This is a genomic window from Streptosporangium sp. NPDC004379 (genome assembly GCF_042873875.1).
Lineage (GTDB): Bacteria > Actinomycetota > Actinomycetes > Streptosporangiales > Streptosporangiaceae > Streptosporangium.
In genome coordinates this window covers 288,061-306,258 of sequence record NZ_JBIAMC010000004.1, presented here as the reverse complement: position 1 = coordinate 306,258, position 18,198 = coordinate 288,061, and the positions used below count along the sequence as shown (strand labels likewise).

The following is an 18,198-nucleotide window of genomic DNA, read 5'->3' as shown; positions in this document are numbered from 1 at the left end:
TCGCCCCGGCCTCTAGGTGAGAGCCGGCTCACGATCCTGCAGGCGGGTGAACTCCTCATCACGGTTGCCCGTGAGTTCGGCGTTCTGGGCCTGGAGCCGGGTGAGCTCTGCCTCGAGATCACGGATGCGCTGCTGGAGACGGCGCATTTCCGAGACCATCCGAGGGTCAGGACCGCCGACGTGGCCGAGTAGAGCCTTCGCCATGTTAAGGGTCCTCCACGCTGAGTGACCAGACTGGTTCGCGCACTTCTTGCCGCGGGAGGGGTGCGCGTGGTTCTTATCAAGAGTCGCACCGGCGAGAGAGACGGTCAAGCTGAACGCTCCCTATGGATGCACCTGTGGGCACTCTCGACATTGAATTATACCCTAATTTGGCGAATCAGGGAAATGGTTTAACGTTCCGCGAAGCCGACGGGTGATCCTTTCGCCTCACTCCAACGTTCCGCCACCCCGTCGACCCGCCCCGGAGTGCGGCCGCCGCGCAGCAGGGTGAGCAGCTCCTCGCAGGACTCCCGGGGACCCTCCGCCACGACCTCCACCCGGCCGTCGGCGGTGTTCCTGGCCCAGCCGGCCAGGCCGAGCTCCAGCGCCCGGGACCGCGTCCACCAGCGGAAACCCACCCCCTGGACGTCCCCCCTGACCCAGGCGGTCAGCCGGACGGCGCTCACGCCGCGACCCCGCCCGGACGCGGCTGGCAGCGGGGACAGCTGTAGGAGGAGCGGTTCATGAACGACTCCCGGACGATCGGCGCGCCGCACCGCCCGCAGGGCTCGTCGCGCCTGCCGTACACGTTCAGCGACCGCTCGAAGTAGCCGCTCTCGCCGTTGACGTTCACGTACAGGCTGTCGAAGGACGTGCCGCCCACGGCCAGGGCCGCGGACATCACCTCGCGGGCCGCGCCCAGCAGTTCGGAGATCTCCGGCCGGGTCAGCGCCGAGGTGGGCCGCGACCCGTGCAGCCGGGCCCGCCACAGCGCCTCGTCGGCGTAGATGTTGCCGACCCCGCTGATCAGCGACTGGTCGAGCAGCGCCCGCTTGACCTCGGTCCGCCGGGCGCGCAGCCGGTGGGCGAAGCCGTCCTCGTCGAAGTGCTCCTCGAACGGGTCGGCCGCGATGTGGACGATCGGCTCGGGGACGTCCCGGCCCCCGGCGCGGGCCAGCGGGGTGACCAGCACGTGCCCGAAGGTCCGCTGGTCCACGAAACGCAGCTCGGGGCCGCCGTCGGCGAAGGCGATCCGGATCCGCAGGTGCTTCTCCAGGGGCGAGTCCGGCTCGACCACCAGCAGCTGGCCGCTCATCCCGAGATGGGCCAGCACCGCGTCGGAGCCGTCCAGCGGCAGCCAGAGATACTTGCCCCGCCGCTGGGCCGTCCCGACCGTGCGGTCCGCCAGCCGGGAGGCGAACTCCTCCGCGCCGGGGACGTGGCGGCGGATCGCCCGGGGGTGCAGCACCTCGGCGCGGGCCACGACCCGGCCGGACACCCAGCGCTCCAGGCCGCGCCGTACGACCTCCACCTCCGGCAACTCGGGCATGCCGGCCCCCTCTCTCAGGACGTTGGCCACGGACGCCGCGCCGGGCGGCGCGACGTGCGGAGACACGGTGGGACGCAGCGCCGCCGACCGCTCAGGCGCCCACGGTACCCGTGGGGCCCGGCCGACACGCCCCGGACGCTCAGGGCGCGCCCCGGACGTTCAGGGCGCTCAGGGCGCGGTGCCGGCCTCGCGCCTGTCGCGGTCGCTGCGGATGCGGTTCCAGGCGGCCTCGGCGGCCTGCTGCTCCGCCTCCTTCTTGGAACGCCCGGAGCCCGAGCCGTACTCCTCGCCGCCGAGGCGGACCACCGCGGCGAAGGACTTGGCGTGGTCGGGGCCGCTCTCCTCGACGTGGTAGTCCGGCACGCCGAGCGACTCGGAGGCCGTCAGCTCCTGCAGGGAGGTCTTCCAGTCGAGCCCGGCGCCCAGCGACGCCGAACGCGTGATGAGCGGGTCGAACAGCAGGTGGACGACGCGGAACGCCTCGCCGAGGCCCTTGTCGACGTACACCGAGCCGATCAGCGCCTCCAGCGTGTCGGCGAGGATGGAGGACTTGTCACGCCCTCCGGTGCCCTCCTCGCCCCGGCCCAGGCGCATGAACCTGCCGAGCTCCAGGGTGCGGGCCACGTCGGCGAGGGCGCGCATGTTGACCACCGCGGCCCGCAGCTTGGCCAGCTGCCCCTCGGGCAGGTCGGGGTGGTTGCGGTAGAGGGTGTCGGTGACCACCAGGCCCAGCACCGAGTCGCCCAGGAACTCCAGGCGCTCGTTGGTCGGCAGCCCGCCGTTCTCGTAGGCGTAGGAGCGGTGGGTCAGGGCCCGCTCCAGGATCGCGGCCTCCAGCCGCACCCCGAGGACCCGCTCCAGCTCGTCACGGGCCAGTTCGACGGCCATCGGCTTGACGCTCGCACCCATACGTCTTCTCCTCGCTCTTCGACGGTGAACGCGCGATGGCGAAGAGAGACGGGAGTGCCCGAAGACGTGGTGGGCGTCGGGAGGGTGCACGGCACCGTGACCCCGGCGTCCACCACAGCCGCGGGCGAGCCGCCATCGCGCCGGATGGAACGGAAGACGCCGGCCAGGCCCGAAGGGGACCCGGCCGGCATCCGTACAGTCAGAACGCGATCAGGCGGAGGGCTCGATCACCTGACGGCGGTTGTAGGTGCCGCAGGACGGGCACGCCACGTGCGGACGCTTCGGCGAGCGGCACTGGGGGCAGCTCACGAGCGAAACCGCGGCGGCCTTCCACTGCGACCTGCGGGAGCGAGTGTTGCTCCGCGACATCTTGCGCTTGGGGACAGCCACGTCAGCTCTCCTGATCGTTGTTATGTTCCGGAACCAGACCTTGCAGCTTGGCCCAGCGGGCGTCGATCACCTCGTGCTTGTGACCGGGCTCGGCGTCCGCCAGCCTGACCCCGCACTCCGCGCAGAGCCCCTCGCAGTCTTCACTGCAGACCGGGCTCAGCGGCAGTGTGAGCACCACCGCGTCACGGAAGACGGGTTCGAGATCGAACAGTTCACCGTCGAGAAGCGAGTCGTCCTCGGCGGCATCCTCCGCCGAGTAGAAGAACAGCTCCTGGAAGCCCACTTCGGTCTCCGAAGTGATCTCTTCCAGGCACCGTGCGCACTCCCCCCGCAGCGGGGTCTGCGCCGTGCCCGTGACGAGCACGCCCTCCATGACCGCCTCAAGGCGGATGTCCAGCTCGACGTCGGCGTCCACGGGGACGCCGATCATCTCGACGCCGAGGTTCGCCGGTGCCGGAAGGGTGAGGGACATCTGCCGCATACTTCCCGGCCTCCGCCCCAGATCATGGGTGGAGATCACCCACGGGGCTCGGGGGTCGAGGGTCTGCAGAGTCATGTCACTCTCATCAGGCATGGCGAATCACCGCCGTCGTGCAAGGCAAAACAAGAGAATACCAGGGCCTAACCCCTGAGCCGTTCCACCAGCCGTCGCTCGACCAGCTCCGGCACCAGACCGGTCACGTCCCCGCCGTAGCGGACGATCTCCTTGATGCGGCTGGACGACAGGAACGACACCTCCGGGCCGGTCGCCATGAACAGCGTCTCCACCCCGGACATCCGGTAGTTGAGCTGGGCCTGCTGCAGCTCGTAGTCGAAGTCGCTGACCGCGCGCAGCCCCTTGACGATCGCCGGGATCTCCTGCTGCCTGCAGTAGTCGACCAGCAGGCCGTGGAACTTGTCCACCCGGACGTTGCCGTACTCCTTGGTGACGGACCGGAGCATCTCGATGCGCTCCTCGACCGTGAACAGGCTCTTCTTCTCGATGTTGATCAGGACGGATACGACGACCTCGTCGTACTGCCGGGAGGCCCGGCCGATGATGTCCAGGTGGCCGTTGGTGACGGGATCGAACGATCCCGGGCATACGACGCGACGCAAGGCGCGACCCCCTGCTCTATGGATTCCCGGCGGCGCGACCGTACCAAACGGACGCTTCGCCATAGCGACGGACCCTCTCCTCTTCGTACCCCGAAGGCCACCGAAGGGCCTCGCCCCGGCTCTCCCGCTCCACCGCCACCAGCGCGTCCCCGGCCAGCCAGCCGTGGTCGCGCAGCCGCTCCAGGACGGCCCGCACCTCCGCGTCGGCCACCGCGTACGGCGGGTCGGCGAACACCAGGTCGTACGGCTCGGCCGCGCCCCTGGCGAGCACCCGCTCGACCCGGTCTGCCGCGAGCTCGGCTCCGGGCAGGCCCAGGCTCGCGATGTTCGCCCTGATCGTCCGGACCGCTTTGGCGTCGGACTCCACCAGCAGCGCGTGCGCGGCCCCGCGTGACAGCGCCTCCAGCCCGATCGCGCCGGACCCGGCGTACAGGTCGAGCACCCTGGCGCCGTCCAGCGGGCCGAGGAGCGAGCCCACGGTGGAGAAGATGCCCTCCCTGGCCCGGTCGCTCGTGGGGCGGGTGCCCCGGCCCGGCGGCACCGCCAGCCGCCGCCCCCCTGCGCTTCCCGCGATCACTCGGCTCACCGGCTCATTGTCCCAGTCCTCCCGGCGCGTCCGGCCGCGCGGCCGCCCGGCCCCCTCCCGGCAGGCCGGCGACCGGTCGCCGGAAAAGCGCGGCAGCGGTACGGCGGCGCACCCCGGCGTGTCGCGGCGCATCGCATAACCGCAGGTCAAAAGGGTTTCGCCAGGTGATCTAGGTCAAGAGTGGGCAAGGAGCGGCGACGAAACCGCAAGGGTCGTTCCCCCCGGCCCCCACGCCTTGCATGATGAGTCCTGCGGCCTTCGACAGTCCCAGGGGAAGGCCGACCGGCGTGGTCGTGAGCCCTTCCGCACGCCGGTGCTCTCGGCACCTGACCCGAGAGTGGGCCCAAGCGGGGACGGCATTCGGGGGGAGGCCGTCCCCGCAGTTGGGCCCTCGGGACCTCCGCGTCCCCGCGCCGCCGGACCCTCGCCTCCGCCGATCCCGCGCCGCCGTTCCGGCACGGCCCTTCCGGGCACGCCGCCGTCAGGCCTTCTCCAGATACTCGGCGCGCTCGTCGGCCAGCAGCCGGTCGATCTCCGTACGGAGCACCGGGTGCCCGATCAGCTCGGGGTCGGCCGCAAGCATCTCCTCGGCGTCCGCGCGGGCGGCGAGGATCACCTCCTCGTCACGCAAGAGCTGGAGCATCTTCAGCGACGACCGGCGCCCCGACTGCGCCACGCCGAGCACGTCGCCCTCGCGGCGCTGCTCCAGGTCGACGCGTGACAGCTCGAAGCCGTCGAGGGTCGCGGCCACCGCGTCGAGCCGCTGCCGGGCGGGCGTGCCGCCCGGGGCGTCGCTCACCAGCAGGCACAGCCCCGGCAGCCCGCCCCGGCCGACCCGGCCGCGCAGCTGGTGGAGCTGGGAGACGCCGAACCGGTCGGCATCCATGATCACCATGACCGAGGAGTTGGGGACGTCCACGCCGACCTCGATGACCGTGGTCGCCACCAGGACGTCGACCTCGCCGCGGGCGAAGGCCCGCATCACGGCGTCCTTCTCCTCGGGAGGCAGCTTGCCGTGCAGCACCGCCGTACGGAGGCCGGAGAGCGGCCCCTCCGACAGCATCTGGGCCACGTCGAGCACGGCCAGCGGCGGCCGCCGCTCGTCGTCGCCCTTCGTCAGGTCACCCTCGTCGCCCTCCAGGTCGCCGATGCGGGGACAGACGATGTACGCCTGCCGGCCCAGCCCGACCTCCTCACGCAGCCGCGTCCAGGCGCGGTCGAGGAAGTGCGGCTTCTCCGCGGCGGGCACCACGTGCGTGGTGATCGGGGCGCGGCCGGAGGGGAGCTGGGAGAGCGTGGAGACCGTGAGGTCGCCGAAGACCGTCATGGCGACCGTGCGCGGGATCGGGGTGGCGGTCATGACCAGCACGTGCGGCCGCCCCTCCCCGGCCTTCTCGCGCAGCGCGTCGCGCTGCTCGACGCCGAAGCGGTGCTGCTCGTCCACCACCACCAGGCCCAGGTCGGCGAACTGCACCCGCTCCTGGAGCACCGCGTGGGTGCCGACCACGATGCCGGCCGCCCCCGAGGCCGCGTCGAGCATGGCCGAGCGGCGGGCCGCGGCGCCCAGCGAGCCGGTCAGCAGCGCGACGGAGGTGCCGCCGAACATGCCGCCCGTGGCCAGGTCGCCGAGCATGGCGGTGATCGAGCGGTGGTGCTGCTGGGCCAGCACCTCGGTGGGGGCCAGCAGCACGGCCTGCCCGCCGGCGTCGACCACCTGGAGCATGGCGCGCAGCGCGACGACGGTCTTGCCCGCGCCGACCTCGCCCTGCAGCAACCGGTGCATGGGGTGGGGCCGGGCGAGGTCGTCGGCGATCTCCTCGCCGACGTCCCGCTGCCCCTCGGTGAGCTGGAACGGCAGGCGCGCGTCGAAGTCGGCCAGCAGGCCGTCGCCGCGCGGCGGCCGGGGCGTGGCGGGCCAGGATCCGGCCGCCATCTTGCGCTGCACCAGCACCGCCTGCAGCGTGAACGCCTCGTCGAACTTCAGCCGCTTGCGCGCCCGGGAGACGTCGGCGTGGTCGCGCGGCCGGTGGATCGCCAGCAGCGCCTCGGCCAGGCCGGGCAGCCGGTGGCGGGCACGCAGGTCGGCCGGGAGCGGGTCGTCGAGCGGGCCGAGGGTGTCGAGGACGACCCCCAGCGCCCGGCGGATCGCCCAGGGCGTGACGTCCTTGCCCGCGGGGTAGATCGGCACCAGCGCCGCGGCGAACTCCTCGGCGGCCGCCTCGGTCTCGTCGAACATCTCGAACTCGGGGTGGGAGAGCTGCCACCTGCGCTTTTCGCCCTGCCCGAACGCGCCGACCTTGCCGGCGAACATGCCGCGCCGCCCGGGACGCAGCCGTGTCTCGGCGATGTGGGACGCCCGGCCGAAGAAGGAGAGATAGATCTTGCTGCGGCGGCCGTCGACGACCTCGACCTCCAGCCAGGTGCCGCCCTTGTTCCGCATCGGCCTGCGCATGAGCCTGGTCACCTCGCCCACCACGGTGACGTGCTCGTCGATCTGCAGGTCGTCGAGGTCGGTCAGCTCGCCCCGCTCGGCGTAGCGGCGCGGGTAGTGCCGCAGGAGGTCACCGACGGTGCGCAGGCCGAGAACGCTCTCCAGCAGCTTGGAGGTCTTGGGGTCCAGCGCCTTCGTCAGCGGCTCGTCGAAGCTCGTCACCCCACGTTTCTACCGCGTCCGGCGGACAGAACCGGCTCGCCGCCGCCCCGCCGGTCCCGCCGTGCCGTACGGCACGCCGCACCGCCGTCCCGTACGCCGCCGTCCCGTACGCCGCCGTCCCGTCGCGCCGTCGCGCCGTACGCCGTCGCGCGACCGTGCCGGGATCGGGCGCGGCTCACTCGACGCCGACGAGCAGCGGGTAGCCGCCCTGGCCCCCCTCGTACACGACGACCTCCACGTCGGGCCGCTCGGCGGCCAGGTGGTCGCGTACGGCGCCGGCCAGGCCGGGCGGCGCGCCGGCGCCCTCCAGCATGGTCACCAGCTCGCTGGCGGGCGTCACCATGCGGCGGACGATCTCGATCGCGACGCCGGCGACGTCGGCGCCGACGACCGCGGCGTCGCCGTCGACCACGCCCAGGACGTCCCCCGGCGCGACCAGCCCGGCGCTCGTCATGACCTCCCGGTCGGCCACCCAGACGTGCCCGTGGCGGGTGTGCGCGGCGGCCTCGGTCATGGCGACCACGTCGTCGTCGAAGCGGCGCAGCGGGTCGTGGACCGCCAGCGCGGCCAGCCCCTGCACCGACGCCCTGGTGGGCAGCACCGCCACGGTCAGGCCCTCCTCCCGGGCGATCTCGGCGGCGGCCGTCGCCACCTCCCGCGTGCCGTCGTCGTTGGGCAGCACCGCGACCTCCTCGCCCGCCTCCCGGATCGCGGCGAGGACGGCCGCCAGCGGCGGACTGGACCCGGGACTCCTGCGCACCACCACCGCCCCCGCCTCGCCGAACACCGCGCCCAGCGCGGGACCCGCGGCCACCGCCACCACGCCCCGGCTGCGGGCGGGCGGATGGGTGTGCCCGGGACCGCCGAGGTAGGTCACCCTGATCCGGTGGGGCCGGCCCGCCGCCATGCCCGCCTCGATCGCCGCCCCCGCGTCGTCCACGTGGACGTGCACGTTCCACAGGCCGTCGCCGCCCACGACCACCAGGGAGTCGCCGAGCGCGTCGAGCTCCCGGCGCAGCCGCCCGACCGCGTCCGCGCCCGCGTCCAGCAGGTACATCACCTCGTAGCAGGGTCCGCCCGGCGGCTCGGCGGCGGGTCCGGGCACGGCTCCGCGGGCCGGCGCGGGGATGTCGAGCCGGGCGGGGTGGGAGCCGGTGACCACCGCGGCGAGGCTCTCCAGGATGAGGGCCAGGCCCGCCCCGCCGGCGTCCACGACCCCGCTCCTGGCCAGCACGTCGAGCTGTCCGGGCGTACGGCGCAGCGCCGCGCGCGCCTCCTCTGCGGCCTTCCCCGCCACCGCGGCCAGGTCCGCCGTCAGGTCGGCCGACAGCCCCCGCACGGCCCCGGCGGCGGCGGTGAGCACGCTGAGCACCGTGCCCTCCACCGGCCTGGCCACCGCCTCGCGGGCCAGTTCGGCGGCCCTGACCAGCCCGCGCCCGAGGTCGGCTCCCCTGCCCTCGGCGGTCCGCAGCACCTCGGCGAGACCGCGCAGCGCCTGGCTGACGATGACGCCGGAGTTGCCGCGGGCCCCGAGCAGGGCGCCCCGGGCGAACGCCTGCCAGGTGGCCGCGGTGTCGGCGTCGCCGGGCAGCTCGTCGAGCGCCTCGGCCGCCGAGAGCATCGTCAGGTGCAGGTTGGTGCCGGTGTCGCCGTCGGGGACGGGGAAGACGTTCAGCGCGTCGATCTCCCGCCGGGCCCTGCCCAGGGTCTCCGCGGCCAGCCGGGACCAGCGTCGCACCGCCGGCGCGTCGAGAACCTGCAACATGCCCGCCCTCCTGCTCGTCCCCGCGGATCGCGGAGGCTGCCCATCCGGGATGCGCTACGGTTGTCCTGGAGATTATCTCCGTTCGACCAGGCGTGACGGCTCCTGTTGGCACGCACGGCCGGACATCGGATATCCTCGTGTGGCCAGCCGGTCGTCCCGGCGTGCCCGATGACCGCCCGCTAGCGAGGCGGATCGAGCCTCTCTACCGATCTAAGGAGCGAATCGTGGCTTCCGTCTGCGACGTCTGCGCTAAGAAGCCGACCTTCGGCAACAACATCTCCCACTCGCACCGCCGCACCCGCCGCCGCTGGAACCCCAACATCCAGACCGTGCGCGCAGTGGTGAACGGCACGCCGAAGCGGATGAACGTGTGCACCTCCTGCATCAAGGCCGGCAAGGTCGCCCGCTAGTCGGACCTCCCGCGCAGCCCGTCGTACCCGTCGAGGGAACGGCGGGCTGCCGCCTTTCCCGGGTCCGCCCGGCACGGCCCGCCGGGCCCCGTCGCGGCAGGCCCGCCTCACCCGGACCCGGCACGGCCCGCCGCGGAGCCGGGGCCGAGGGAAGCGGGTCCGGGTGGGAGCGGCGGCCGGGGCGTCAGCGCCAGAGCCAGCCGTGGTCGACGGGGCCGATGCCCGCGCCCAGCGGGAACCCCCGGGCGATCGCGCCCGTGACGTACTCCTTGGCCCTGCCCACCGCCCCCGGGACGTCCTCGCCGAGGGCGAGGTGGGAGGCGATGGCCGAGGCCAGCGTGCATCCGGTGCCGTGGGTGTGCCGGTTGTCGTGCCGCTCGGCGGTGAAGCGGAACTCCCGGACGCCGTCCGTCAGCAGGTCGACCGGCGCGCCCGGCAGGTGACCGCCCTTGACCAGCACCCAGGCGGGCCCCATCTCCAGGACCGCGTCGGCGGCCCGGCGCATGTCGCCCTCCTCCTCCACCTTCACCCCGGTGAGCTGGGCCACCTCCCAGAGGTTGGGGGTGACGACGGTGGCCGTCGGCAGCAGCCGGGTCCGCACCGTGTCCACGGCCTCGGCCGCCAGCAGCGCATCGCCGTGCTTGGAGACCCCCACCGGGTCGACCACCACCGGCACGCCCACCCCGGCGAGCACCTCCGCGACCGTCTCGACGAGCACGGGGGAGGCGAGCATCCCCGTCTTGACGGCCTGTGCCCCGATGTCGCCCAGCACCGAGTCGAGCTGCGCGCGCACCGCCTCGGGGGGAAGCTCCCAGTATCCCTGCACACCCAGCGAGTTCTGCGCCGTCACGGCGGCGATGACGCTCATGCCGTGCACGCCGAGGGCCAGCATGGTCTTCAGGTCGGCCTGGATGCCCGCGCCGCCGCCGGAGTCGGACCCGGCGACGGTCAGCACGCGGGGAGGGATCGAATCGGTCATACAGCCATCCAACCAGGTCCCGCCCGGGTGACCGCGCTCTCCCCGGAGGACGGGCGGGCCCGCGGGACCACGCCACGGCCCGGTCGAGCCCGGGTGGCCGCGCACTCCCCCCGCGTGGCGTGACGGTCCGGCGGGGCCGGGCCGGTTCAGGTGACCGTGCACTCCCCCTGCGTGCTGTGGCAGGTCCTCGGCGTCTCGGCCCGGCCCTGCGCGGTGACGGTGAGGACGAGCCTCTCCCCCGCGTCCATGTCCTCGGCCGACTCGATCACCAGGGTGTCGCCGTCCTGCCGCCAGCCGGCCCCCTCGACCGAGGTGACCTCGCCGCCGACCGGAAGGCTCAGGTCCAGCTGGGGCAGGCGCTCGTCCGCGGCGACCACGAGCCGGGCGGTGTAGGCCTGCTGCCTCTGCCGTACGACGCCGAACCCGACCCGCAGGGCCGCGCCCGGGACGGAGGCGGCGGCCGGCTCCGCGGTGGCCGACTGCGTCTCGGGGGTCTGCTCGACCGGCGGCGGGGTGGTGGCCTGCGGGGTCTGCGGTGTGTCGTTCCGGGAACCGGTGGTGGGGCCGACGACGTGCGACTGGTCGCCCGGACCGGCGGTGGAGTCGTCGCCGGACCCGTCGTCCGAACGCGGACGCTCGGCGCGGCGCGGGGCACGGGTCTCGTCCGGCCGCGGCGTCGCGGTGGGCGTGCGGCCGGAGCGGTGCTGCGGTATCCGGGGCGGCGCCGGGGACGGGGTCGCGCTCTCCGTGGCGGCCGGCGTCCCCTCGGCGGGCGGTTCGTCGGCGGGCGGGCTCTCCTCCTCCGGGGGGAGCGAGGCGGACCCGTCGGTCTCGTCGAAGGCCGTCGCGTGGCAGCCGCCCGGCGGGCACGCCGCGTCCGGCGCCGTCTCCGAGCCGCTCAGCAGCCGGACGCCTCCGAAGGTCCCGCCCAGCACCGCGGTCACCGCGGCGACGGCGAGCAGGGTCTTCTTCCCCCGCCCGGCCCGCCGGCGGTCCTCCGGCCAGGCCGGTTCCTGCATCTCGGACGTGGCCGTCCAGCCCGAGCCCAGGAAGCCCGTGCGGGTGACGGTCTCGTCCGTGCCGGTCACCGTCTCCGCCGACTCCTCGGGCCGGAGGCGCCGGCCGACCGGCGTGTCGAGACTGCGGGTCTCCTCGGGGAGCTCCGGGTCACGTTCCCGCTGTACGCGGCGAGCGTCCTCCCTATGTCCACCATGGCGGCCCATGTCGCCCCTTCCACCAGGAATTCCGACAGCACATCTTCATACCAGTTCAGTAACCCTTGAGGGCAAATTTCACTGGGGTCACACCAGTGGCACGCGTCACTCGCGGAAGTGGTCCCAGCCGCCGTGCTCCACCGAACGTCCCTCGACCCGTGCGCCCCCGCCCTCGACGACCCGGCCGACCGTGGTCCACTCCGGGGGCAACGCTACGCCGTCCGGGAAGGTCGCGGCGAGCGCGTGGTCGTCTCCGCCGGAAAGGACCCATTCCAGCGGGTCGGCGCCGAGCAGGTCCGCGGCCCGGCTCAGCGTGCCGGGCACGGGGAGGCGCCCGGGGTCGAGCACGACGCCGACGCCGCTGGCCCGCGCCACGTGGCCGAGGTCCTGCAGCAGGCCGTCACTGACGTCGAGCATCGCCGTCGCGCCGAGCGCGGCCGCCTCCGGGCCGCGGGCGTAGGGCGGCAGGGGACGGCGGTGGGCCTCGACGAGCCCGGCCAGTTCCCCGGGGACGGGCGGTCCCGCGCCGAGCAGGGCCAGGCCGGCGGCGGCGTGCCCGAGCCGTCCCGTCACCGCGACGATGTCTCCGGGGCGCGCCCCCGAGCGGGTGACCGGCGGGCGTCCGCCCAGGTCTCCCAGGGCGGTGACCCCGATCACCACCGGGTCGCAGCGGGTGATGTCGCCGCCGACCACACTGGCGCCGACCAGGTCGCACTCGTCGCGGAAGCCGTCGGTGAGGTCGTCCAGCCAGTCGGTGGACGCGCCGGCGGGCAGGCCGAGGCCGACCACGATGCCGGTGGGGCGGGCGCCCATCGCCGCGACGTCGGAGAGGTTCTGCGCGGCGGCCTTGCGGCCGATGTCGTAGCCACTGGACCAATCGCGACGGAAGTGCCTACCCTCGATCAGGAGGTCCGTCGTCACGACGACCCGCCCGTCGGGGGCCCGCAACAGCGCCGCGTCGTCACCGGGACCGAGTAAAACCGTCCCTCCCTGTGGCAAGCGTCCGGAAATACGTGAAACAATCCCGAATTCGCCGAGATCTCCGACTGTGATGACGCACCTCCTGTTCATCACAGGGTACGGTGGCCCTTCGGCACTGATCCAATCGCCCCGGAGGACGTTATGGTGCAGGCCTACATCCTTATCCAGACCGAGGTCGGCAAGGCCGCGAGCGTGGCCGGGCAGATCTCCGGAATCCCCGGTGTCACGCAGGCGGAAGACGTCACCGGGCCCTACGATGTGATCGTCCGCGCCGAGGCCCGGAACGTCGACGAGCTGGGCAAGCTCGTCGTGGCCAGGATCCAGGGAGTCGAGGGGATCACGCGCACGCTCACGTGCCCCATCGTCCACATCTGAGCGTCACGGGGAGCCGAGCGTCACGGAAGGTCTGAACGTCATCGGGGGTTCCGGCGCCGCGGGAGAACCGGGCGTCGCCGGAGGCCCAGGGCTCTCGGGGGGCCCGGACGGCACGGGGAGCACGAGCGTCATGAGGGGTCCGGGCGTCACGGGGAGACGCCGGACGCCGTTCCGGTCCGCCCGCTGGGCCGCCTCCGCCTGCGCGCTCCTGGCGCTGGCCGGGTGCGGTGGCCCGGTCCGGGTGGAACCTCCCGTCCCGCAGGGCGAGGCCGCCGCCGGATGCCGGGCGCTCGGCGGGCGGCTTCCCGCCGATCTCGACGGCGCGGAGCGGACGGAGTCGGAGCCCGCGTCGCCGTACGTCGCGGTCTGGGGCGGCGGCGAGATCGCGCTGCGCTGCGGGGTGCCCAGGCCGCCGTCCATGTCGGCCACCGCCGAGGTGCCGGAGATCGACGGGGTGGCGTGGTTCTCCGACCCGGCCCGGCCCCTGCTGTTCACCGCGATCGGCCGGGAGGCGTACGTCGAGGTGACGGTCTCCCGCAAGCACGTGCCCGAGAGCGTTCTCGTCGACCTCGCGGCCCCGATCAAGGCGGCGCTGCCCCAGACCGGGTGACCCGCCGGGGCCGCGTGCCCGTTCTCCCGGAGGCCGGAAGCCTGGAGGCCGCAGCCCGGAGGCCGTGAGCGGGAAGAGGTCCCCGGCCACGCGGGGACGCCCGCGCGGGCCGCTTAACCCGACCCGAAGCGGGCATCCAGCACGAATGTGGGGAAAAGCGGTATTCGAAGGACTGGTGGCAGGGGCGGCCGGCGCGGTCGCCATGACCCTCGCCGAGAAGGTGGAGCAGCGCCTCACCGGCCGGCCCGACTCCCACGTGCCGGCTCGGGTGCTGGAGCGGCTGACCGGACTGCCGGAGGCGCCCGCCCGGCAGCCCGTCCCACTCAATCTGGCGATGCACCTCGGGCAGGGATGCCTGCTCGGCGCGTTGCGCGGCGTGATGGCGACCGCCGGGCTGCGCGGCCCGTGGTCCTCGGCGATGTTCTGGGTCGTACGGCTCACCAACGACCAGACGCTGGAGAACGCGACCGGCGCGGGCGCCCCGCCGTGGACCTGGCCCCGGCGCGAACTCGTGGTGGACCTGCTGCACAAGGGCGTCTACGCCTTCACCACCGGGATCGTCGCCGACCGGCTCGCCGAACGGCACGGCCTCGGCCCCGGGCAGGTGCACGCCAACATGGCGCCTGGCCGCATCGCGGGCGTGGGCCCGCCGCCCAGGGGACGGCGGACACTTTCCCGGGGATGACACGGGGCCGGGCCGGCGCGGGCCGGCGGCGCGGGGCCGTACCCCGGGCCGGGCCGGCGCGAGCCGACGACGCGGATCGGCGGGGCGGCGCGGATCGGCGGGACCGTACCCCGGGCCGGGTCAGCGCAGGCCGGTGGCGCGGTGCAGGGCGAGCTGGATCAGCCGGTCGACCAGTTCGGGGTAGGAGAGCCCGCTGGCCGCCCACAGCCGGGGCGCGACCGACGTCGCGGTGAAGCCGGGCATGGTGTTGATCTCGTTGACGAGCAGCCGGCCGTCCGGGGTGTAGAAGAAGTCGACCCTGGCCAGGCCCTCGCAGTCCAGCGCCTCGAAGGCGCGCACGGCCATCGCCCGCAGGTTCTCGGCGACGTCGTCGGGGACGTCGGCGGGCACCGCCACGGAGGTGGCGTCGCTGATGTACTTGGCCTCGAAGTCGTAGAAGTCGTGGTCGCCGGCGACCACGACCTCGCCCGCCAGGCTGGCCCTCGGCGCCTCGTCCCCGGGGGACTCCAGCACCGCGCACTCGATCTCGCGCCCGGGGATCGCCGCCTCCACCAGCACCTTGGGGTCGTGCTCCCGGGCGAACTCGACGGCCCGCTCCAGCTCGCCCAGATCGGTGGCCCGGGAGATGCCCTGACTTGAGCCGGCGCGGGCGGGCTTGACGAAGACCGGCCAGCCGAGCTCCTCGACCTCCTTCAGGACGCGCTGGCGGTCGGTCCGCCAGTCACGGTCGCGGATCACGACGTAGGGGCCGACGGGCAGCCCCGCGGCGGCCAGCACCAGCTTCATGTAGCCCTTGTCCATGCCGACCGCGCTGGCCAGCACCCCGGAGCCGACGTAGCGGACCCCGGCCATCTCCAGCAGTCCCTGGAGGGTGCCGTCCTCGGCGAACGGCCCGTGCATCACCGGGAAGACGACATCCACCTCGCCGAACTCCTCCGGGACGCGGCTCGGCTCGTAGGAGACCAGCGCGCCGCTGCCGGAGGGCAGTGCCAGGGCCGTGCCGTCCGCGTCGACGGACGGCAGCTCCCGGCCCTCGATCGCGTACCGCTGCCGGTCGGAGACGAGCACCCAGCGCCCGTCCTGGGCGATCCCCACGGGGATCACCTCGTATCTGGACCGGTCGATGACGTCGAGCACGCTCCCGGCTCCGAGGATGGAGACGGAGTGCTCGGAGTTACGGCCGCCGAAGACGACCGCGACCCGGGGCCGGGTTTCGTGCTGCTCGCTCATGATGACCGAATGTACCGTCTCCAGCGGGTCGTCCCGGTTATCTGACGCGCTGGTGGGCGGGCCGGGCCGCCCCGGCGTCCGGCCGCGCGGCCGGACGGGCGCGTGACGCGAGCGTCGGCGGGGCAGGCACCGGGGGCGGGACGCGAGCGCGGGCGGGCGCCGGGGCGCGGGCCTCCCGGGCGGGAACGGCGCGCGGGCGGTGCGGCGTCAGACGCCGTACCGCTCCGGCTTGGGGGTCCGGGACATCAGCAGCACCGCCGCCTCGTCCGGCGGCATGCCGTCGTGGACGATCGCCACGACCACCTCGGTGATCGGCATCTCCACGTCGTGCTTCCTGGCCAGCGCCAGGACCGACTCGCACGACTTGACGCCCTCGGCGGTCTGCTTCGTCGCGGCGACGACCTCGGCCATCTTCATGCCCCGGCCGAGGTTCTCGCCGAAGGTGCGGTTGCGGGAGAGCGGGGAGGTGCAGGTGGCCACCAGGTCGCCCATCCCGGCGAGGCCGGCGAAGGTGTGCGGGTCCGCGCCGAGCGCCGCGCCCAGCCGGGAGATCTCCGCCAGCCCGCGCGTCATCAGCATCGCGCCGACGTTGGCGCCGAGGCCCATGCCGGCCGCGACGCCGACCCCGAGGGCGATGACGTTCTTCACCGCCCCGCCGAGTTCGACGCCCACCACGTCGGGGTTGGTGTAGGGGCGGAACCACGGCAGGTGGCACGCCTCCTGGAGGCGCTCCATGGCGTGCTCGTCGGTGCAGGCCACGACGGTCGCCGCGGGCTGGCCCCGGACGATCTCGCCGACCAGGTTGGGGCCGGACACCACCGCGACCCGTTCCCCGGGCACCCCGGCGACCTCGCGGATCACCTCGCTCATCCGCTTGGTGGTGCCCAGCTCGACGCCCTTCATCAGGCTCACCAGCACCGTCTCCGGCGGCAGGTGCGGCGTCCAGCGGGTGAGGTTCTCACGCAGCGTCTGGGAGGGCACCGCGAGGACCACGAAGTCGGCTCCGTCGAGGGCCTCGGCCGGGTCGGTCGTCGCGTGCAGCGACTCCGGAAGCGTCACGCCCGGGAGGTAGTCGGGGTTCTCGTGGCGGCGGTCGATCGCCTCGACGATCTCGGGCCTGCGGCCCCAGAGCGTCGTCCGGGTGCCCGCCCTCGCCATGATCATCGCGAAGGTCGTGCCCCATGAGCCCGTACCGAATACAGCCGCCTTGGTCATTTCATCACCGTACGTCGAAGTCAGTGGTGCGCAGGTCTCTTGTACGGCGTCCCCGGCGGCTCCTCCCCGCGCAGTTCGGCGAGGAGCGCCGTGATCGCCGCCATGATGTCGGCGGTCGCCTCGCGGAGGACGTCGGCGTGCGGTGGCCGCCCCTCGTACCTCGACAGGTCCACCGGCGGCCCGGTCAGCGTGCGGAACGTCTTGCGCGGCAGCGGCCTGGGCTTCTTGGAACCGTACGGAAGGATCTCCTGGGCACCCCAGTGTGCCACCGGGATGACCGGCACGCCGGTGGCCAGGGCCAGCCGCGCCGCGCCGGTCTTGCCCTCCATCGGCCACAGGTCCGGGTCGCGGGTGCAGGTGCCCTCGGGATAGAACAGCACGCACGCCCCCTCGGCGAGCCTGCGCTCGGCCTCGGCCAGCGAGCGGGCGGCCTCGGCGCTGCCCCGGTACACCGGCACGGCCATCAGCGACCGCACCGCGTGCCCGAGCAGCGGCACCGAGAAGAGACCCGACTTGGCCAGGATCGTCGGCCAGCGGCCGTTGTTGACGAGGAAGTGGGAGATCAGGATGGGGTCCACCCACGACAGGTGGTTGGCGACCAGGATGATCCCGCCGGTCCTGGGCAGCCGGTCGGCACGGCGCCAGTCCTTCCTGACCAGGAGCCACGAGACGGGCTTGACGATCACGACCGCCAGGGCGACCCAGAACCGGGAAGGCCATCCAGGGCGTCTCATAGCTCCTCCATGTAGGTGTGGTGCGGCCCCAAGTGTCCCGGTTGGCCGCGGGAGGTGTCGAGGCGGGATGCTAAGGCTATGCCTCCTGCGGAGAACCCCGGCTGGACCCTGGTCGTGCCGGTCAAGACACTCGTCGCGGCCAAGACGCGCCTGTCGGAGGCGGCCGGGCCGCACCGGGCGGCGCTGGCCGTGGCGATCGCCTGCGACACGGTGGAGGCGGCCCTGCGCTGCGCCGCCGTGGCCCGGGTGGTGGTGGTGACGGGCGACCCGGTGGCGGCCCCGGCGCTGGCGGAGGTGGGCGCCCACGTCACCGGCGACCCGGAGGCGGGGCTGAACGCGGCGCTGCGGCACGGCTGCCTGGAGGCGGTACGGCTGGCGCCCGGCGGCCCCGTCGGCGCGCTCCAGGCCGACCTTCCCGCGCTCCGCCCGGCGGAGCTGGCGCTCGTGCTGGCCGCCGCCGGGGAGTTCGACCAGTCCTTCCTCCCCGACGCCGTCGAGGTCGGCACGACCTTCTACGGCGTGCGCCCCGGCGTGCCGTTCACCCCGGGATTCGGCGGCCCGTCCCGGGACCGGCACCTGCGGCGCGGCGCGAAGGAGCTGTGCCTGTACGGGGTCGACTCGGTCCGCCGGGACGTGGACACCCCCGACGACCTGCGGGCGGCCCTGCGTCTGGGTGTCGGCCCCCGTACGGCGGGGATCGCCGGGAGGCTGGCGGGAATCGGGGGGCCGGGGGCCGCCGGCACGCCCGGGGGAACCGAGGGGCCGGAGATCGCCGGGGGGCCGGGAAGGGAGTCCCCGCCGGGGGACTCCCCTCGCTGAGGTCCCGCCCGAGC

General features: G+C 73.8%; 21 protein-coding genes. 5 read left to right on the top strand and 16 right to left on the bottom strand.

Annotated elements, in window-relative coordinates; translation table 11 throughout:
- Positions 1 to 12: 12 nt before the first annotated feature.
- The 10 genes from ACFYSC_RS11365 to ACFYSC_RS11320 all read right to left on the bottom strand — a co-directional run bounded on the left by ACFYSC_RS11365 (position 13) and on the right by ACFYSC_RS11320 (position 8,932).
- Complete coding sequence (locus ACFYSC_RS11365) at positions 13 to 204, bottom strand: hypothetical protein (protein WP_179824786.1); 192 nt, start codon at positions 202 to 204, stop codon at positions 13 to 15.
- A 188-nt stretch (positions 205 to 392) separates the two neighbouring features.
- The gene (locus ACFYSC_RS11360; protein WP_362941498.1) at positions 393 to 668 is read right to left on the bottom strand and encodes an acylphosphatase; all 276 of its coding nucleotides are present in this window, start codon (positions 666 to 668) and stop codon (positions 393 to 395) included.
- A complete protein-coding gene (gene mutM, locus ACFYSC_RS11355) occupies positions 665 to 1,531 on the bottom strand; it encodes a bifunctional DNA-formamidopyrimidine glycosylase/DNA-(apurinic or apyrimidinic site) lyase (protein WP_389959892.1) in 867 nt (288 codons plus the stop codon). Before mutM ends, ACFYSC_RS11360 begins: the two co-directional genes overlap by 4 nt.
- Positions 1,532 to 1,699: 168 nt before the next feature.
- Positions 1,700 to 2,440, bottom strand: coding sequence for a ribonuclease III (gene rnc, locus ACFYSC_RS11350; RefSeq protein WP_362941504.1), 741 nt, complete (start codon positions 2,438 to 2,440; stop codon positions 1,700 to 1,702).
- A gap of 210 nt (positions 2,441 to 2,650) precedes the next feature.
- Positions 2,651 to 2,830, bottom strand: a complete 180-nt coding sequence (rpmF, locus tag ACFYSC_RS11345; RefSeq protein WP_179824792.1) for a 50S ribosomal protein L32 — start codon at positions 2,828 to 2,830, stop codon at positions 2,651 to 2,653.
- 1 nt (position 2,831) lies between these two features.
- A complete protein-coding gene (locus ACFYSC_RS11340; protein ID WP_389959890.1) occupies positions 2,832 to 3,386 on the bottom strand; it encodes a YceD family protein in 555 nt (184 codons plus the stop codon).
- A gap of 65 nt (positions 3,387 to 3,451) precedes the next feature.
- Positions 3,452 to 3,928, bottom strand: coding sequence for a pantetheine-phosphate adenylyltransferase (coaD, locus tag ACFYSC_RS11335; protein ID WP_389959887.1), 477 nt, complete (start codon positions 3,926 to 3,928; stop codon positions 3,452 to 3,454).
- Positions 3,929 to 3,944: 16 nt separating this feature from the next.
- A complete protein-coding gene (gene rsmD / locus ACFYSC_RS11330) occupies positions 3,945 to 4,514 on the bottom strand; it encodes a 16S rRNA (guanine(966)-N(2))-methyltransferase RsmD (RefSeq protein ID WP_389959885.1) in 570 nt (189 codons plus the stop codon).
- Positions 4,515 to 4,995: 481 nt separating this feature from the next.
- Complete coding sequence (gene recG / locus ACFYSC_RS11325; RefSeq protein WP_389959883.1) at positions 4,996 to 7,167, bottom strand: ATP-dependent DNA helicase RecG; 2,172 nt, start codon at positions 7,165 to 7,167, stop codon at positions 4,996 to 4,998.
- Positions 7,168 to 7,342: 175 nt separating this feature from the next.
- The gene (locus ACFYSC_RS11320) at positions 7,343 to 8,932 is read right to left on the bottom strand and encodes a DAK2 domain-containing protein (RefSeq protein ID WP_389959880.1); all 1,590 of its coding nucleotides are present in this window, start codon (positions 8,930 to 8,932) and stop codon (positions 7,343 to 7,345) included.
- Positions 8,933 to 9,156: 224 nt separating this feature from the next.
- On the opposite strand from ACFYSC_RS11320, the gene rpmB reads away from it, so the two are divergent.
- The gene (gene rpmB / locus ACFYSC_RS11315) at positions 9,157 to 9,342 is read left to right on the top strand and encodes a 50S ribosomal protein L28 (protein WP_179824804.1); all 186 of its coding nucleotides are present in this window, start codon (positions 9,157 to 9,159) and stop codon (positions 9,340 to 9,342) included.
- A 184-nt stretch (positions 9,343 to 9,526) separates the two neighbouring features.
- Here rpmB and thiD read toward each other — a convergent pair whose 3' ends face one another.
- The 3 genes from thiD to ACFYSC_RS11300 all read right to left on the bottom strand — a co-directional run bounded on the left by thiD (position 9,527) and on the right by ACFYSC_RS11300 (position 12,606).
- Entirely contained in the window at positions 9,527 to 10,321 is a 795-nt protein-coding gene (thiD, locus tag ACFYSC_RS11310) for a bifunctional hydroxymethylpyrimidine kinase/phosphomethylpyrimidine kinase (protein WP_362941523.1), read from the bottom strand.
- Positions 10,322 to 10,467: 146 nt separating this feature from the next.
- Positions 10,468 to 11,409: a hypothetical protein gene (locus ACFYSC_RS11305; protein WP_389959876.1), complete on the bottom strand. Its 942-nt coding sequence runs from the start codon at positions 11,407 to 11,409 to the stop codon at positions 10,468 to 10,470.
- Positions 11,410 to 11,640: 231 nt separating this feature from the next.
- Entirely contained in the window at positions 11,641 to 12,606 is a 966-nt protein-coding gene (locus ACFYSC_RS11300; protein WP_389959874.1) for a thiamine-phosphate kinase, read from the bottom strand.
- 51 nt (positions 12,607 to 12,657) lie between these two features.
- Here ACFYSC_RS11300 and ACFYSC_RS11295 point away from each other — a divergent pair, with 51 nt between their 5' ends.
- From ACFYSC_RS11295 to ACFYSC_RS11285, 3 genes are all read left to right on the top strand, one after another.
- On the top strand, positions 12,658 to 12,891 hold the full coding sequence (locus tag ACFYSC_RS11295) for an Lrp/AsnC ligand binding domain-containing protein (RefSeq protein WP_362941532.1): 234 nt from the start codon (positions 12,658 to 12,660) through the stop codon (positions 12,889 to 12,891).
- A gap of 130 nt (positions 12,892 to 13,021) precedes the next feature.
- Positions 13,022 to 13,501, top strand: a complete 480-nt coding sequence (locus tag ACFYSC_RS11290; protein ID WP_389959871.1) for a DUF3515 domain-containing protein — start codon at positions 13,022 to 13,024, stop codon at positions 13,499 to 13,501.
- 175 nt (positions 13,502 to 13,676) lie between these two features.
- On the top strand, positions 13,677 to 14,186 hold the full coding sequence (locus tag ACFYSC_RS11285) for a hypothetical protein (protein WP_389959869.1): 510 nt from the start codon (positions 13,677 to 13,679) through the stop codon (positions 14,184 to 14,186).
- 120 nt (positions 14,187 to 14,306) lie between these two features.
- Here the strand turns inward: ACFYSC_RS11285 and ACFYSC_RS11280 are convergent, their stop codons facing one another.
- The 3 genes from ACFYSC_RS11280 to ACFYSC_RS11270 all read right to left on the bottom strand — a co-directional run bounded on the left by ACFYSC_RS11280 (position 14,307) and on the right by ACFYSC_RS11270 (position 17,365).
- Positions 14,307 to 15,416 (bottom strand): D-alanine--D-alanine ligase family protein, encoded by a 1,110-nt coding sequence (locus ACFYSC_RS11280; RefSeq protein WP_389959867.1) that lies wholly within the window; start codon positions 15,414 to 15,416, stop codon positions 14,307 to 14,309.
- A gap of 207 nt (positions 15,417 to 15,623) precedes the next feature.
- Positions 15,624 to 16,631 (bottom strand): NAD(P)H-dependent glycerol-3-phosphate dehydrogenase, encoded by a 1,008-nt coding sequence (locus ACFYSC_RS11275; RefSeq protein WP_389959864.1) that lies wholly within the window; start codon positions 16,629 to 16,631, stop codon positions 15,624 to 15,626.
- A gap of 20 nt (positions 16,632 to 16,651) precedes the next feature.
- Positions 16,652 to 17,365, bottom strand: a complete 714-nt coding sequence (locus ACFYSC_RS11270; protein ID WP_389959861.1) for a lysophospholipid acyltransferase family protein — start codon at positions 17,363 to 17,365, stop codon at positions 16,652 to 16,654.
- 78 nt (positions 17,366 to 17,443) lie between these two features.
- On the opposite strand from ACFYSC_RS11270, the gene cofC reads away from it, so the two are divergent.
- The gene (gene cofC / locus ACFYSC_RS11265; protein WP_389959858.1) at positions 17,444 to 18,184 is read left to right on the top strand and encodes a 2-phospho-L-lactate guanylyltransferase; all 741 of its coding nucleotides are present in this window, start codon (positions 17,444 to 17,446) and stop codon (positions 18,182 to 18,184) included.
- Positions 18,185 to 18,198: the final 14 nt, after the last annotated feature.

Bases quoted from the DNA above. Each gene is read 5' to 3' on its own strand.
- ACFYSC_RS11340 (WP_389959890.1), bottom strand. From the start codon at position 3,386: ATGACTCTGCAGACCCTCGACCCCCGAGCCCCGTGGGTGATCTCCACC.
- ACFYSC_RS11275 (WP_389959864.1), bottom strand. From the start codon at position 16,631: ATGACCAAGGCGGCTGTATTCGGTACGGGCTCATGGGGCACGACCTTC.
- ACFYSC_RS11270 (WP_389959861.1), bottom strand. From the start codon at position 17,365: ATGAGACGCCCTGGATGGCCTTCCCGGTTCTGGGTCGCCCTGGCGGTC.
- ACFYSC_RS11295 (WP_362941532.1), top strand. From the start codon at position 12,658: ATGGTGCAGGCCTACATCCTTATCCAGACCGAGGTCGGCAAGGCCGCG.
- ACFYSC_RS11290 (WP_389959871.1), top strand. From the start codon at position 13,022: ATGAGGGGTCCGGGCGTCACGGGGAGACGCCGGACGCCGTTCCGGTCC.
- ACFYSC_RS11300 (WP_389959874.1), bottom strand. From the start codon at position 12,606: ATGAACAGGAGGTGCGTCATCACAGTCGGAGATCTCGGCGAATTCGGG.
- ACFYSC_RS11280 (WP_389959867.1), bottom strand. From the start codon at position 15,416: ATGAGCGAGCAGCACGAAACCCGGCCCCGGGTCGCGGTCGTCTTCGGC.
- cofC (WP_389959858.1), top strand. From the start codon at position 17,444: ATGCCTCCTGCGGAGAACCCCGGCTGGACCCTGGTCGTGCCGGTCAAG.
- rnc (WP_362941504.1), bottom strand. From the start codon at position 2,440: ATGGGTGCGAGCGTCAAGCCGATGGCCGTCGAACTGGCCCGTGACGAG.
- thiD (WP_362941523.1), bottom strand. From the start codon at position 10,321: ATGACCGATTCGATCCCTCCCCGCGTGCTGACCGTCGCCGGGTCCGAC.
- ACFYSC_RS11365 (WP_179824786.1), bottom strand. From the start codon at position 204: ATGGCGAAGGCTCTACTCGGCCACGTCGGCGGTCCTGACCCTCGGATG.
- mutM (WP_389959892.1), bottom strand. From the start codon at position 1,531: ATGCCCGAGTTGCCGGAGGTGGAGGTCGTACGGCGCGGCCTGGAGCGC.
- ACFYSC_RS11320 (WP_389959880.1), bottom strand. From the start codon at position 8,932: ATGTTGCAGGTTCTCGACGCGCCGGCGGTGCGACGCTGGTCCCGGCTG.